This window comes from Kitasatospora griseola, assembly GCF_044999035.1.
Classification (GTDB): Bacteria; Actinomycetota; Actinomycetes; order Streptomycetales; family Streptomycetaceae; genus Kitasatospora; species Kitasatospora griseola.
The window spans coordinates 7,358,731-7,373,175 of record NZ_CP173360.1; the positions used below are offsets into that span (position 1 = coordinate 7,358,731).

The window sequence follows — 14,445 nt, forward strand, 5'->3', positions numbered from 1 at the left end:
GCCGTTGGGCCGGTGCGCGGGCCCCGGCTCGGGGGACGGCAATCGACGGGGCGAAGGCCCTGATCAGGGAGATCAGGGCCTTCGATCGCACGGGACCGGGCTCAGGCCTTGTGCTCGTTGACGTAGCCGATAACCGCCTGGACGGTGCTCAGCCGCGCTTCGTCCTCGCTGAGCGTCTGGTCCAGGTCGTCTCCGTCGCGGGTGATCTTCAGGTCGAACTCGTCTTCCACAGCCTTGAGGATCTCCCTGATGGACAGCTCATCCGCACCGAGGTCATCGGCGAAGGACTTCTCTCGGGTGACCTCCTCTTCCTTCACTCCGAGCTGCTCGGCGACGATCTTGATCACGCGCTCTGCGATCGTGGACATGCGATCCCCTCTCCTGGTTGCGGATGGTGTGGTGTTACGGCAGCCGTCACACGACACCGCACGTGATCATTCCGGAAACGAGACTGCTTCGTGGCGGAATCGGACATCAGCCTCGGGGATCAAGTGGTCACGGCCCAGCGCCTGCGCGACGCCCCTGCCGCCGCCGACCGAGCCTCGCTCGCATAGCTACGGCGAAGTGCTTTGTAGCTGAGCGTGACGATAGTTGCGGTGGGTGATTCGCAGAAATGATCAGATGTGCGAGTTCTGCGAGAGGCCCGAACCGTGTCCGATTCGCCCCGGTCCGGTCTCGCAGAAGACCTCTCAGAACTCCGCACTTCTGCGAAGCACTTCTGAGAGACTTCCGCCATGGATCTGACGCCCGATCGGGCAGCATCTGCGGTAGAACGGCACGAATGCCCGAAGTGCGAGGCGCCGCCCGGCAGTCCGTGCCGGACCCTCGGAGGGAAGACCGCCTCGAAGTACCACACACCGCGCTTCATCCTCGTGCCCGCACTGCGCGAGGACCTCGAAGTCCTCGTCCCCGCCGACCGCGGCCCGGGCCGGACCTGGCAGCCGGGCCCGGCGCTCGCCGTCGTCCCCGAGCCCGCCGCCGGGAGCCGGCCCGTGCGGATCGGGTACGCCCGCACGTCCATGGTCAGCCAGGAGCTGGCCAGCCAGATCGAGGCCCTGGAGGCGGCGGGCTGCACGAAGATCTTCCGGGAGAAGATCAGCACCCGCGTCAAGCACCGCCCCGAGATGGCCGCCGCGCTCAAGCTCGCCGCCGAGTTCAAGGAGGCGGCACCCGACCAGGTCGTCATCCTCACCGTCCACGAGATGAAGCGCCTGGCCCGCAACGCCGCCGAGCTGATGCAGCTCTCCGCCGACCTGGAGGGAGCCGGCATCCTGCTCGAACTCCTCACCGGCCCGCTCACCGGCGTCTACGACCCCAACGGCATGGGCTCCATGCTCTTCGCCGTGCTGGCCGTCGCCGCCCAGCTCGACCGCAACTACATCCGGGAGAAGACCCTGGAAGGCCAGCAAGCCGCCGCCCGCAAGGGCAACCACGGCGGCCGGCCCAAGGTCATCGACGACGACATGCTGACCTTCGCCGTCGCACTCAAGGACAAGGGCACCCCGGTGCCTGAGATCGCCAAGAAGCTCGTCATCAAGACCGGCAAGAACGCCGGCGAGCACCCGTCGGTGGCCTCGGTGTACCGCGCGCTCGCCGACGCCGAGGAAGCCGCCGCGCTCGCCGCGGCGGGCGACGGCCTGCCGCTGCGGCCCAAGCCCGCGCGGGTCCTCCAGCCCAGCAACCCGCCCACCCCCGAGGAGATCGACCTGCGCGAGCGCCTGGTCGCCCAGCGCGCCCAGCTGACCGCCGCCGACGAGGGGTGAGCGCGGTCCGGGCGGCCGTCACCCGTCGGGCCGTCTCGACCGCACGGCCCGGCGGGTCCGACTCCCGGGGCTGGGAAGGCCACATCCCGGCAGAGTCAGGACTGTGCCTCGGTCGTCGTGGGCTGGCTCCTGAGATCGGAGAAGCCGGCGACAGGCTTCATCGTCCAGTAATCGGGCCGTCCTGGTCCTTGCTGACGAGATCCGGGTCGGTGGGCACGACGTAGAACCCATTGGTGGGGACGTGAGCGACGAGGCTGATGCTGTGGCTCACGTCCCCGGCGCGAGCGTGGACGGCTGGCACAGCGACAGCCACCGTGTCAGTGGTCACCAGGGTGTAGGAACGGGCGAGTTCCAGCAGTGATGCAGATGCCTGGCCTCGGAGGTTCTCGGCAATGAACTGGGCCTCGGTGCCGATGGCGACCAGGAGCTGGTCACGGGCCCCAGCGCCGACAGGGATGGGAAAGGGGTCGACGCCGGGGACAAACCTCGGCGGTACCACGTTGCCCTCGAAGTCCATAAAGGCCGCGGAGATGCTGGTCACCGCGGTGTACGCGCGGGCGAGTTCCGCCAGCTGAGTGGACACCTGACCTCGGAAGTTCTCGGTAAAGAACTGGGCCTCGGCGCCGATGGCGGCCAGGAGCTGATCACGGGCCTCGACGGCAGCAGGTGACTCTGGCGGAATGGTGATCGGCGCCGGGCCCCGGCCGTCGGCGTCAGGCTGCACTGCTGTCGTGCTGTCAGGCATGCTCTCTCCCATGGGCTTTGAGCAGTTGCGTACTGCTACCCGGGCAGCCTATCCATTGAGCCACCCTGTCATGCGGCGTTCAAGCCCGGCACTCCGAACGGGCCTTCAGCGCCGGCGGTCGCCAGGGGTCAGCAGGCCGGTGACCTCGGCGATGGCTTCAGGTGATGGCTTGCAGTACCAGCGGACGTGCCTTCTTGTGGCGCGACTTCGCCATCAGCTTCAGCAGGCTTGCCCCGGCCTCGCCGAGGTGGGTCAGGGAGAAGTGCCGCCACTCATGCAGGTCCCAGCCCGTGCCCGGCCCGCGCACCGCGGTGTGCTCGTCCAGCAGCGCGCGGGCCTGCCCGTAGGACAGGCGGGCCAGGCCGGTGATCTGGGCTTAGCGCCAGTTTCCGTTCCGATGTTCCTCAAGCACACATGCGCCGGATACCAAGATCATCCCTTAGCGCTAACGGCTGTACCGCTACTACTCAAGACCGGGATCGGCTGGACGACGAAGCCCTTCTGGGCCTTGTCGCGCGTCACGACCTCGACGTCTATGGCGTGTGCGGCGCCGTGCTTGACGACGCCGTTGTTGTAGCCGGCGTCCACCCAGGCCTTGGTCACGGTGGGCCACCGGTCGGCGAGCGCGTCCAGGACCTGCTTGCCGCCTGCGGAGTCCTGGACGCCCGCGGCGGTGACGATCAGGACCAGGAGCAGGCCGAGGGTGTCGGTGGCGATGTGGCGCTTGCGGCCCTTGACCCGCTTCCCGCCGTCGTAGCCCTGACTGTCGGCCGGGGCGTTGGGCGAGGCCTTCACCGACTGGGCGTCGATGATCGCCGCAGTCGGCAGGATCCGGCGGCCCTTCTTCGCTCGCAGCCGGTCACGGAGGGTGTCGTGGATCCGCTCGGTCGTGCCATCGCGTTCCCACTCCTTGAAGTAGCCGTAGACGGTGGTGTGGGGCGGGAAGTCATGCGGCAGGTACCGCCAGGCGATCCCGGTCCGGGCGACGTAGAGGATCGCGTTCACCACCTCGCGCAGCCCGGTCGTCGGCTCACGTCCTTCCGTGCGGGTGCGTCGCCACTCCACCAGCATGGGCTCGATGATCCCCCACTGATCGTCCTTCAAGTCCGAGGGATACCTGCGTCGTTCCGTCACAGTTGATCAATATCGCGGACACGGACCCTGCCGCCACGAGATCCTGGAACCGGGTCCGTGCCGCATCGAGAAAAGCCGGACAGTTGGGGGGAATCCCCTATCGAACACCCTGTCAGAGATCACCCACAGGAAGGCGAAGCACGCTGTCGTCCGGGCGATCCCGCGGAGGGCCTGCACATCACGAGGGTCAAGCCTTCGTAGGCGTGAGTCCGGACAGCTGATGGGCCCCGTGAGCCTCGGTGACGGGGAGCGGGGGTCGCCTTTCCGGGAGACGTCGATGGTGCTGTCGGGCTCCGCCGAGGCGAAGGGCGCGCTGCCCGGCGGGCGCATGCCGTGGTTGCCTGCCGGCCTGGGCGGGGCCGCCGGGGTGGTGGGCGGTGCTGCGGACAATCAGCTGCCGGCCGCGATCTCGCCGGCCTTGCTCCCGATGACGGTCCATGCCCGCGGGCCGGAGCCGGTGCCGTTCCACACGGAGGCCGCGCTGAGGAGTTTGCCCGGCTGACCCCCACTCGCGCGGGGAGGACGGCTTCAGCAGTCTGGCCTGACGCGCCATCACCGGCGCGCTCCCAGCGATCTCTCGCGGTTCCAGCGGGGGACCATTCCTGCTTCGCCGACTTGATGTTCCACGAGCCGTCCGGCTTCTAGGCTGATGGAGGGTCGGCCAGGTGGGCTGCCCCGCTGGGGAGGGCATCGTGACCACCGACCAGATCGTCGCCGCCGTCGCGGCAGGAGCAGGCGTGCTCGCCGCCGGCATCGCCGGCTGGCAGGCCGGCATCGCCCGGAGACAGGCACGGGACGCGCGCGAGGACGCGGCAATCGCGCAGGCGGCCGCCGAAGCGGCCCGACGTCAGGCTGACGCCGCCGAACAGCAGGCCCGGTCCGGGGAAGAGCAGGTGAAGGCGGCCGAGGCCCATGTTCGGGCGGCAGAGGAGCAGGTGCGGCTGCTGCAGCGTCAGCTGGACGCTCAGGAGGCCGAACGCCACGAAGCACGCGGCCCGCAGTTCATCATCAGGAGGGGATGGGTCGATCGCCGCACTCAGCGCGGTCGCGTCACGGCCCGGGTCTACCTGGAGCAGACCGCCGGCCCCGGCCTGGACACCGTCATCGCCACAGCCACCGGCCCGGTCATGCGCGACGCCGAGAACAACACGACGAGGTGCCGCTCGCTCGCAGTCGGCGGCGACGCCCGCCTGACCTTCTACCTCAGCCAGAACGCCCCCGAGAGGGGAACGATCGTCCTGGACCTCGAGTGCACCGCTGCGACCGGCGAGATCTGGCGCCGGTCGATCTCCCACGACCTCTCCACTCGCGACCCCTACGACCCGTTCGAGCCGGGCGCAGTGACCTCGCCCAATCCGAATTGGAACGACCCTCGATGACCACGCTCATGCTGCAGGCGGCGGGCCCACCGGTACCCACCGTCGCGCCCGACGCCTGCAGTACTTGGCCTGCCGAAGCCCGCCGGCTGCACGAGGGTTGACGGCGCGCTGCTCGGCGTCGCCAGCGACTGGATCGCTCACTACCGCTCGCCCAACGCCCGCTGTGTCGCGCCAGACCAAGTACAGGACCGCCCGCCTGGCGGCCGATACGGATGCTGGCGGAGGTCGACGACGCCGGAGTGGACGGGGCGATGCAGGTCGGGCACGCCTCAGGTCCCCGTGCGGGAGTCAGGGGTTGCGTCCGAGGAAGTTCAGGAGCCTGGTCTGGTCGTCCGCGGAGTTCGCGGCCGCCACCTTTGGGCCGTAGGCGTTCGGCAGGCGGATATCGCTGTCCTCGGGTGTGAGCATCTCGGTGGCGAGTTGGACGGCTTCGGCATCCAGTCGTTCGTTCTGCCGTGTTGCCCGGGCGAAGTCCCAGGTGTGGATCAGGGTGTCGGCGCAGGCCATGCGGTTCACGAAGGCTGCGAACGGCATGTTGCCGAAATCGTCGCCGAGCATGGTCGCGGCCCTGGAGGGGTCGAGCAGTGCGGCCTTGACCTCGTCGGATGCCGAGTGCCAGGCCGCCGGCAGGTCCTCTCCTCGCGAGGGGCTTTCATAGTCGGACCCGTCCAGTCCGGCGAGAGCTCGACGATGGTTCCCGATCACGTGTGCGGCAACGTCCCAGGCAGTCCAGCCGGGACACGGCGAAGGCTCCTCCCAGCGGTCCGGCGGGCATCCGACCAGCAGGGCAGTGAAGTCGTCGGAAATGCGTGCGTAGAGGTCATGAACGGTTGTCATGGGAGGGCATTCTCCCGGTGTGTGCTCCCGCCGGCTTCCCCCAATGTGCGGGTTCCGCAGTTGAATGCCGCGCCGTCAGCGGGGCTGGGATCCTCGTCGCGGCGGGGATGAGGGTCAGGACATGGCGGCTTTGCACTTGGTGGTGGCGAGGCGGAACGAGTCGGTGCCGGTCTCGATGTCTGGGGCCATCCCCGCGCGGGCGGAAAGCAGACTCATCGATCTGGGATTCTAGGCACCCGCAAAACGTCCACCGCGACTGACCCGGGCGGCATTGTCCATGAACGCCCCGCCGTGGACTTCCCGGCCGCTCCGATCGTCCACGGCCGCCTACGGCCCATCAGCCGATCGCGCCTGGATGGCCGGCACCATCGCCGATCGCTCCCACAGCGCATGGATGGATCGGGCGACGATCCGCAGTGCGTCGACCGCCCGGCCAGCCCTGTCGCGTCGTTCGGCGCACTGTCTGTCAGGTGTCGTACTCGCCGTTCCACGGAGCCGAGAAACCCAACCCGTCGGGATACAACTCAGCCCAGTCCTCCTCGCCGTCCGCGTCATCGGCATGGCACTCGGTGATGAGACCGAAAACCACACCGTCAACGGTGACCTGGAAGGGGCGAATCGCGATGTCACAGTATTCGCGCTCTGCGAGACCTGCGAGGACGGCGGCCAGCCGCGCTTCTGCGCGGGCAACCACGGAGTGCTCGTCGCGCGGACGCGTCATCTGCTCCGCCCAGGTACCCGCGCACCAGATGTCGGACTCCTGATGGTGCCCGTCATGGTCGAACCTGTGGACCGCGACGAAGAGCCTCTTGTGCTCCTCCCAGCCGCCTCCCATCACGAACCCGTCGGGCAGTGCATAGGTGATCGACGCCAGGAACTGACCGTCACGGAACCGGCCGATGGTGCTCGTTCGACAGTCCGGCTCATACGCGACAGGGATGATCTCAGGGACAGCCATGACGGCACCCTAAACACCTGGTTGAACCCCGTCGTCACCGGGGCTGGGCGCCCGTCACCCCGCCGAACGCCGCCTCCGGGTCACGGTTCGCCGTCAGCGGCTCCGACGGAGCGCTGCTCACCACCGCCCCTCCCTCCGGGGGCGTGACGACGATGCCGTACATCAGCTGGTTCCCCGGCATGTATCCGAACCGCACCGCGTGGGTCAGCCGGCCGTTCTACCCCTTCCAGACCCTCGCCCTGCAGGCCGGGCCCGCGAACGCGCCCGGAAGTCGGTACCTGACGGACTGTCACGCGTCCAGTTGCACCCTTCAGGGAAGCCGGATCGGCACCGTCTCGGCCGGCAACCCGAACCTCTCCGGCGACCTCTGGACGTTCCACGACGCCGGCGGCGGCCGCTTCTGGGTGGCCAATCCGGGCCATGACGGGCACCTGCAACGTCCCGGCAGCCGAGGGGTGGAACGTGACCGCCCTGCCCGCCCGGCTCGGAATCCTCCCGGAGGACGACGACTAGAACCCCTTCCGCCTCTGATCCCGCGGCACTTCCGACGGTCCCCACCCCCGCGGTGGGGGACCGTTCGGCTCTCGTGCGCCGCGTGTCGCCGTCGTGCGGGCGGTCGGTGTGCCGGGGCGATGCCCGCGAGGGCGGTGTCGAGCATCCGGTCGAACTCCGCCTCCGGGCGTCGGCCGGCGGCGGAGTGGGTGCGGTCGGGGGAACGGGGCGGGTGAGGGTCCGGTGGGGTCGGCGAGGCGGCGGAGGAAGGCGAGAAGGCCCGCGGTGCCGGTGGGTGGTCTCCAGGGTTGCGCAGAGTGGGTCGAGCAGTTTCGAGCAGGCGTCCCCGCCCAAGGCCCCGGAGTTCGCCTGGAGAACGTGGACATGCGTCCTCCCGGCCGAGCGTCCGGTGAGAGGGGCGGCCCCGGCCCGACGTACACGGCCGTTCGGTCCGCGAGGCCGGTGCGGAGATCGGTCTTGACTTCAACTTCGCTTGAGGTTCTACGGTGCTTGCACCAGCGATCGTTTCCAGGGGGCACCTCGCATGACGAGCCAGCACACGTCCGACGCCGAACTCGCCGCTCAGTCGGCTGCGTACTGGACCGGGGTGGCCTATGAGGCCGTCATCTCGTTCACCCGGTCCCAGCAGGCCGAACTGGGCTTCACCCAGCCTCAGTTCTGGCTGCTGCGCAACCTGTCGAAGAACGACATCTCACCCGACGGCCGCGGCATGACCGTCCCCGAACTTCAGCAGGCCATGCGCTCCTACATCCGGCCCGAGGACGACCTGGAGGCAGCGGCCGGAGTCCTGCTGGAGCGCGGTTGGGTCACCCGCGATGCGGGGGAACGGCTGTGGATCACCGAGTCGGGCGAGGAGGCCCGTGTCGGCCTCAAGCAGCACGCCCCGGCGATCCGGGCCCGCATTCACCAGGGCATCGACGACGCCGACTACGTCACCGCACTGAAAGTGCTCCAGCAGATGATCCGGAACACGGGCGGCACCGTCGCTTAGCCGTATCTGCCGTGCCCGGAACGGGGCTCTCCGCGGGCCGGCAGGCGGGTTTCGGGCGGGGACTCGGAGGCGTGATTCCGTCGTACTTGTAGGCTCGGGTGGGACAGCTCTGATTCTTGAAGGGGGAGCCCGGTGCGCGCCCGTCGGTGGATAACTGTGGTCGCTGGAGTCGTCGCGCTGAGTGGCCCGACGGTTGCGTACGCCCGTGGCGGGGGCGGTAGCCACGGGTTCACCGGTGGTGGGGGCGGGGGCGGTGGGGGCGGCGGCTACCACGGGACGACCGGTGGCGGCTTCGGCTACGGGTTCGTGGCCGGTGGCGGGGGCGGCGGGTTCGTCCCCCTGCTGGTGATCGTGGCTGTCATCCTCCTGGTCCTGTGGCTCAGCTACCGGCGCCGGAAGGCGAAGCGGACGGCCGATCTGAACACGGTGTCGGACCGGACGGCGCACCGCGCGGACGAGCAGGCGCGCGAGCGTGCCGTCCAGGTCGGGGCCCGGGTCGATGCCATCGCCGACACGGATGCGACGTTCGATCGCGCCGCGCTCGAGCGCCGGGCCGTCTGGCTGTACACGATCGCCCAGCAGGCCTGGACCCAGAACGACCACGCCACGCTGCAGCAGATCCTGTCCCCGGTGCTCTACGGCAAGTGGGCCGACGAGCTGCACGACTACGCGTCGCGCGGCGAGGTCAACGTCGTGGAGATCGTCTCCGGCCCGGTGGTCGAGCTGGTCGACGTCGCGAACCGCGCGGGCGAGGTGAACGACACCGTCACCTTCCGGATCACCGCGACGCTCAACGACTACGTGCGCCGCGACTACGGCCCGGACTCGGTGCGCAAGGACGACTCGACGCGCCCGGTCGAGTACTGGACGCTGCGCAAGAACCAGGCCGGAGAGTGGATCGTGTCGTCGATCGAGCAGGCGGCCGAGGGTGCGTACCACCTGACCAACGCCATCGAGACGGACGGCTGGGACCAGAAGGAGATCGCTCGCGAGGCGGTGCTGGAGGTGGCCGGGAAGACCGCGGTCAAGGGTGCGACCGACATCCTGTCGCTCACCAACATCTCGTGGAGCACGGACGCCGACGCCGCCGTCGGCGACCTGAGCGTGCTCGACGGCCGGTTCGACCGGGCGGTTCTCGAGGTCGCCGTCGAGCGGTTCCTGGAGGAGTGGGTCATGAACGACGGCAGCCTGGACTTCACGTCCGTGCGCACGGTCGATCGGACCGTCATGCGCAACGCCGTCGTCAAGTCGGTCACGGTGCGTTCGCTGGTCTCGCGCGACCCGATCGTCTTCCGGGTCGCGGTCGACGCGGAGGGCGTCTACTACGAGGTCGACCGGCGCAGCGAGCAGGTGCTCCGCGGTGACGCCCGCGAGCGCAGGCCGATCGCCTTCGCGTTCGATCTCCGGCTGGACGACACGTCGACCAACGGGTGGACCGTGATCGCCACCCACGTGGAGTAGGCGGAGCCCCCGCCGGCGGTCCGACCGTCGGCGGGGCGGGACGTGAGTCGGACCGGCGTCATTCCGGCGGGTCCGTCAGGACTTCAACGCGCGCTCCAGCAGGGGGCGTTGGTCGGAGATCCAGGACTCCAAGGCGGTCCCAGCGCGCCCAGCCGCCACTGGCGTCGAAGTAGGCGACGAAGGCCGGCTCCGCGGCGGCCAGCCGGCGGGCGACGAAGGCTCGGCAGACGGCCGTGGCCCGGGCCAGGACGGTCGGGAGGGCGGTGCGGTCGGCGGGGGAGAGACCGTATGCGTCGGCGAACAGACGGAGGCGGTGCGGGACTCGGAGGTGGGCGCGGGCGGTCTCGGCGGCCGTGGTCGGGTCGAGGGCCGGTAGCCAGTAGCGGGCCGTCATCGCCACGTCCCACACCGGCCGGCCGGGGGCGGCCAGGTCGAAGTCGATCAGCGCGGCCGCCGCGCCGGACCGGAACACCACGTTCTCCACGCACACGTCGTTGTGGCAGAGCATCGAGCCGCCCTCCGGGTCCGCCAACTCCCGTGACCAGCAGGCGTCCTGGTCGAACGGTGTGCGGGCGGAGGCGTCGTGCCAGCGGCGCAGCAGGCGGCCCACCGACACCAGCGCCTCCTCGCCGAGCGCCCAGGCCGGGTACGGCAGCACCGCGACGTCCCCGGGCAGGAACTCCAACTGCTCACGCCCGCCTGCCGGTTCACCGACCGGAAGCGGCGCGCCTGCGAACCCGCCGGCCCGCAGCGCCCGCAAGAACCCGCGCCGGGCCCGCGCGTTCGGCCCGGCGGGCCGCTCGACCACCGTGCCGCGTCGCAGGACCGCACCGGCGTTGGCCAGCCCGCCGGTCAGCAGCTCGTCGTCCATTCCCCGTACCCCTCTCTCCCGGGCGTCGTGGGGGAGCGCCATGTCGTGGCCGGATCGTCCGGCGTCACACCAGTCGGGCCGTCACCGTCTTGGGCCGCTGGTACTCGCGCAGGGCGAGGGTGGACAGGTCGGTGCCCGCACCGCTGGAGCGGCGGCCGCTGTGGGGGAGTTCGGCGGATTGGGCGAGGTGGCAGTTGAGCCAGACTTCGCCCGCGGAGAGACGGTCGGTGAGGGCGAGTCCGGTGGTGAGGTCGGTGGTCCAGACGGAGGCGGCGAGGGCCTGGGGAACGGACTCGGCGAGGGCGACGGCCTCGTCGAGGCTCCCGGCGCGCTGGACGGTGAGCAGGGGGCCGAACACCTCCTCGACCACGGCCGGGTCGTCGGCGGGCAGGTCGGCGAGGACGGTCGCGGGCCGCCACAGGCCGTCGGTGCGGCCGGGCGCGGTGCGGACGGTCTTCGCGGCGCTGGCGGCCACGATCCGGTCGTAACGGGCCGCCTGGTCGGGGTTGTTGAGCGGTCCGAAGTCGCGGCCCGCGTGGCGTTCGGCCATCGCGGCGGCGAGTGCGGTCACGGCGTCGCCGTACGCCTCGTCGAGGACGATGACCCGGGCGGGGACGGCGCAGCTCTGGCCGGCGTTGTAGGTGCAGGCGGCGGCGAGCTGCTGCCAGGTGTCGGCGGGGGCGTCGGGCAGCACCAACACGGGGCTGTTGCCGCCGAGTTCGAGGCTGACGGGGGTGAGGCTGGCGCGGGCGGCGATTTCGGCGCCCGCGGCGGGGCTGCCGGTGAAGGCGATCAGGTCGCAGCCGGAGCCGACCAGCAGTCGACCGGTGTCGCGGTCGCCCGGCAGGGCGGTCAACACGCCGGGGCCGAGGGCCTGTTCGGCGTGCGCGGCGAGCAGCAGCGCGGTGTCGGGGGTGGTCTCGGCGGGCTTCAGGACCACCGTGTTGCCGGCCGCGAGGGCGGGGGCGCAGCGCCAACCGGCCATCAGCAGCGGGTAGTTCCACGGCACGACGGCCGCGACCACGCCGACCGGCTCCCAGCGCACCCAACTCTGGTGCCCGGCCAGGTAGTCGCCCGCGGCGGGGGAGGTGCCGGCCCGCACTGCGCCGCCGTAGAACCGGAACAGGTCGGCGACCTCGGCGATCTCACCGGCCGCCTCGGCAACGGGCTTTCCGGTCCCGGCGCACTCGGCGTCCGCGTACGCGGAGGCGTGCTGCTCGATCAGGTCGGCGAGCGCGGCGAGCCTGCGGTGCCGCTCGCGCGGGGTGAGCGCCGACCAGCCGGGCCGGGCGGCGCGGGCGGCGGCCACGGCGGCCGACACTTCGGTGGCACGCCCGGGCGCGAGGGTGCGGCGGACGGCGCCGGTGCGCGGGTCGATCAGGTTCATCAGTGGTGCTCCATCGGTCACAAGTCGTAGGCGCGCAGCCAGAGTTCGAGGGTGAGCAGCAGCCACAGCTTGCCGCCCTGGCGGGGCAGCAGCAGTCCGCCGCCGCGCATCCAGGTCTCCACCGTGTCCGCCCGGAACAGTCCGCGAGCGCGGGCCCCGGCGCCGAGCAGCAGGTCGCCGGTGAGTTCGCTGAGCGGGCCGCGCAGCCACTGCTGCACCGGCACCCGCATGCCGCTCTTGGGCCGGTAGGTGACGGTGTCGGGCAGCAGGTCGCGGACCGCCTCCTTGAGGATCCACTTCTCCTCGGTGGCGCGGAGTTTGAGCGCCGGCGGGGTGGCGAACGCGTGCTCCACCACCTGCCGGTCGAACAGCGGCGAGCGGCCCTGGACGCCCTGCGAGGCGGTCAGCCGCTCCACCTTGGTGAGGATGTGGTGGGCGCCCTTGGTGCGCAGGTTGCAGTGCAGCAACTGGTCGAGCAGCGAAGGCATTCGGCGGTCCGTCAGGTACGGTGCGACGTGCCGGCGCGGGTGCGCGGCCGGGCCGAGGGCGTCCAGTTCGGCCAGGGCCTCGCCGGTGAGCAGCACCGGCAGGTCCTCCCAGCACTTGCGGTAGGTGTGCAAGTAGGCGTCGGCGCGGGCCTGTTCGGACGGGTCGTCGCGGAGCAGCTCGAAGACCAGCATCGCCAGGTTCTTCGGTCCGCCGAACACCGGGTCGCCGCCCTCGCCGTTCAGCGACACGGAGAGCCCGTCGCCGGCCACCGCCTCGGCGAGCATCAGGTTCGGCACCGTCAGCGGGTCGCCGACGGGGCTGTCCAGCAGGGCGACGGTGTCGGCGAGGCGCGCCGCGACCTGCTCGCCCGGCACGGTCAGCACCCGGTGCCGGGTGCCGCAGTGGGCGGCGACCAGGCCCGAGTAGCCCAGTTCGTTGGGCAGTTCGTTGCCGAAGCTGATCGAGTAGGTGTGCACCGGCCGGTCGTGCAGCCGGGCGGCCAGCGCCGTCACCAGCGAACTGTCCACCCCGCCGGACAGCAGCACCGCCACGTCCTGCCCGTCCGGCAGCCGCCGCGCCACCGCCCGCTCCAGCAACTCCCGCAGGCCCGAGGCGTACTGGTCGTCCGTGCGGTCGAGCGTCCGCGCCTGCGGCTCCCAGAACTCCTCGATGCGCACCGAGCCGTCCGCGCCCAGCCGGGTCACCCTGCCGGGCAGCAGTTCGGAGACCCCGCGCAGCAGCGTCTCGGTGCCCGGCAGGTAGGCGAAGGTGAGGAACGAGCGGACGGCGGCGAGGTCCAACCCGGTGTCCACGTCCGGGCGTCGGCGCAGCGCGCGGAGCGAGCTGGAGACCGCCCAGCCGCCGTCCCGGGTGCGGCAGTGGAAGGCCGTCCGGGCGCCGGTGTGGTCACGGACCAGCACCAGGTCCGGGCCGTCCAGCACCGCGAGGGTGAACATGCCGTCGGCCGCGCGCAACCCCGCCGGGCCGAGTGTCAGCCAGCAGCGCAGCAGCAACTCCCCGTCCGGCGTGCCGGGTTCGGCGGGGCGCCCGGCGGCGGCCAGGGCGGCGTGCAGCTCGTCCCGGTTGTGCAGGGTGACCTCGCCGACCGCGGTGCGGCCGTCCACGGTGAACGGGCCGTCCGCGAAGCCGGGCACGCCGGTCAGCAGCGCCACCGAGACGGCCCGGCCGCCGACCTCGAACGGGCCTGCCACCAGGCCGGACTCGGACGGGCGGCGGACGTCGGCGGGCAGCGACAGCACGGTGTAGCGGGCCGGGCGGGAAGCGGTGCGGACCCCGGCGGACCCGGACCCGGGCGCGGCCGGGCGGTGCGGCTCAGCCAAAGTCGTCCCCGTCCCAGGCGTCGCCGTGGGCGCCGTGATCGTCCCCGCCGTCCCCGGCCGTGCCGAAGCCGCCGTGATCGTCGAACCCGTCGTCGAACCCACCGTCGTCGCCGCCGTCGCTGCTGCCGCTTCCGTCACCGCCGCCGCCGTCGCCGCCCGAGCTGCGGGCGCGCTCGGCCTCCCGGCGCAACTCCTCCTCCTCGTCGGACGACAGCAGCTCCGGCGCGTACTGAACGGCCGCGATGCCCGCGCCCAGGCCGAGCGCGCCCAGCACCACGCCGAGCCGGCCCGGGAACGAACTGCGGTTGACCAGCACGTACTGGCCCTGGCCCCAGACGGTGCGGCCGTAGCCGATGTCGCGCCCGTAGCCGGCCCGGCCGTCGGCGTGGGAGCGCTTGACCAGGTCGCGGCCGAGCCGCTCGTCGGTACCGGAGTCGCCCCGGTCGTCGCGCCAGTGGATCCGGCCGTCGGAGCTGCGGCTGCGCCATTCGTTGCGGCCGTCGGAGTACCGGCGGTGCACCGTGCCGTCGGCCAACAGCTCGTCGCTGTAGGTGATTTCGGGTGGCTGGGTCATCGT

General features: G+C 71.1%; 15 protein-coding genes and 1 pseudogene. 5 read left to right on the forward strand and 11 right to left on the reverse strand.

Annotated elements, in window-relative coordinates; all coding sequences use genetic code 11:
- Window positions 1–101 precede the first annotated feature (101 nt).
- Window positions 102–368 carry an acyl carrier protein gene (locus tag ACI1MP_RS33165; protein ID WP_404870278.1) on the reverse strand — a complete coding sequence of 89 codons (267 nt, stop codon included), beginning with the start codon at window positions 366–368 and terminating at the stop codon, window positions 102–104.
- Between the two features lie 504 nt (window positions 369–872).
- On the opposite strand from ACI1MP_RS33165, the gene ACI1MP_RS33170 reads away from it, so the two are divergent.
- Window positions 873–1,763, forward strand: coding sequence for a recombinase family protein (locus tag ACI1MP_RS33170; protein WP_404870279.1), 891 nt, complete (start codon window positions 873–875; stop codon window positions 1,761–1,763).
- A 157-nt stretch (window positions 1,764–1,920) separates the two neighbouring features.
- On the opposite strand, the gene ACI1MP_RS33175 is transcribed toward ACI1MP_RS33170, so the two are convergent.
- The 3 genes and pseudogenes from ACI1MP_RS33175 to ACI1MP_RS33185 form a co-directional block, all read right to left on the reverse strand.
- Window positions 1,921–2,508, reverse strand: coding sequence for a hypothetical protein (locus ACI1MP_RS33175; protein WP_404870280.1), 588 nt, complete (start codon window positions 2,506–2,508; stop codon window positions 1,921–1,923).
- 105 nt (window positions 2,509–2,613) lie between these two features.
- Window positions 2,614–2,875 (reverse strand): annotated as a pseudogene (locus tag ACI1MP_RS33180) (site-specific integrase); the annotation flags it as partial.
- A gap of 65 nt (window positions 2,876–2,940) precedes the next feature.
- A complete protein-coding gene (locus ACI1MP_RS33185; RefSeq protein WP_404870281.1) occupies window positions 2,941–3,612 on the reverse strand; it encodes an IS5 family transposase in 672 nt (223 codons plus the stop codon).
- Window positions 3,613–3,919: 307 nt separating this feature from the next.
- Between ACI1MP_RS33185 and ACI1MP_RS33190 the strand changes: the two genes are divergently transcribed.
- Window positions 3,920–4,144, forward strand: coding sequence for a hypothetical protein (locus tag ACI1MP_RS33190; protein ID WP_404870282.1), 225 nt, complete (start codon window positions 3,920–3,922; stop codon window positions 4,142–4,144).
- Window positions 4,145–4,334: 190 nt separating this feature from the next.
- A complete protein-coding gene (locus tag ACI1MP_RS33195; RefSeq protein ID WP_380337163.1) occupies window positions 4,335–5,021 on the forward strand; it encodes a hypothetical protein in 687 nt (228 codons plus the stop codon).
- A gap of 288 nt (window positions 5,022–5,309) precedes the next feature.
- Here ACI1MP_RS33195 and ACI1MP_RS33200 read toward each other — a convergent pair whose 3' ends face one another.
- The 3 genes from ACI1MP_RS33200 to ACI1MP_RS33210 form a co-directional block, all read right to left on the reverse strand.
- Complete coding sequence (locus ACI1MP_RS33200) at window positions 5,310–5,858, reverse strand: TIGR03086 family metal-binding protein (protein ID WP_404870283.1); 549 nt, start codon at window positions 5,856–5,858, stop codon at window positions 5,310–5,312.
- Window positions 5,859–6,324: 466 nt separating this feature from the next.
- A complete protein-coding gene (locus ACI1MP_RS33205; RefSeq protein ID WP_404870284.1) occupies window positions 6,325–6,816 on the reverse strand; it encodes a hypothetical protein in 492 nt (163 codons plus the stop codon).
- Between the two features lie 34 nt (window positions 6,817–6,850).
- Window positions 6,851–6,997 (reverse strand): hypothetical protein, encoded by a 147-nt coding sequence (locus tag ACI1MP_RS33210; protein WP_380337171.1) that lies wholly within the window; start codon window positions 6,995–6,997, stop codon window positions 6,851–6,853.
- A gap of 855 nt (window positions 6,998–7,852) precedes the next feature.
- Between ACI1MP_RS33210 and ACI1MP_RS33215 the strand changes: the two genes are divergently transcribed.
- Together ACI1MP_RS33215 and ACI1MP_RS33220 are read left to right on the forward strand one after the other, a co-directional pair.
- Window positions 7,853–8,320, forward strand: coding sequence for a MarR family transcriptional regulator (locus ACI1MP_RS33215; protein WP_404870285.1), 468 nt, complete (start codon window positions 7,853–7,855; stop codon window positions 8,318–8,320).
- Window positions 8,321–8,671: 351 nt separating this feature from the next.
- Window positions 8,672–9,781, forward strand: coding sequence for a Tim44 domain-containing protein (locus ACI1MP_RS33220; protein WP_404870286.1), 1,110 nt, complete (start codon window positions 8,672–8,674; stop codon window positions 9,779–9,781).
- 58 nt (window positions 9,782–9,839) lie between these two features.
- Here the strand turns inward: ACI1MP_RS33220 and ACI1MP_RS33225 are convergent, their stop codons facing one another.
- From ACI1MP_RS33225 to ACI1MP_RS33240, 4 genes are all read right to left on the reverse strand, one after another.
- Window positions 9,840–10,652 (reverse strand): phosphotransferase, encoded by an 813-nt coding sequence (locus ACI1MP_RS33225; protein WP_404870287.1) that lies wholly within the window; start codon window positions 10,650–10,652, stop codon window positions 9,840–9,842.
- A gap of 64 nt (window positions 10,653–10,716) precedes the next feature.
- Window positions 10,717–12,039, reverse strand: coding sequence for an aldehyde dehydrogenase family protein (locus tag ACI1MP_RS33230; RefSeq protein ID WP_404870288.1), 1,323 nt, complete (start codon window positions 12,037–12,039; stop codon window positions 10,717–10,719).
- Between the two features lie 17 nt (window positions 12,040–12,056).
- Window positions 12,057–13,868 (reverse strand): asparagine synthetase B family protein, encoded by a 1,812-nt coding sequence (locus ACI1MP_RS33235; protein ID WP_404870289.1) that lies wholly within the window; start codon window positions 13,866–13,868, stop codon window positions 12,057–12,059.
- A complete protein-coding gene (locus tag ACI1MP_RS33240; RefSeq protein WP_404870290.1) occupies window positions 13,861–14,442 on the reverse strand; it encodes a hypothetical protein in 582 nt (193 codons plus the stop codon). The genes ACI1MP_RS33235 and ACI1MP_RS33240 overlap by 8 nt, the downstream gene beginning before the upstream one ends.
- Between the last annotated feature and the right edge of the window lie 3 nt (window positions 14,443–14,445).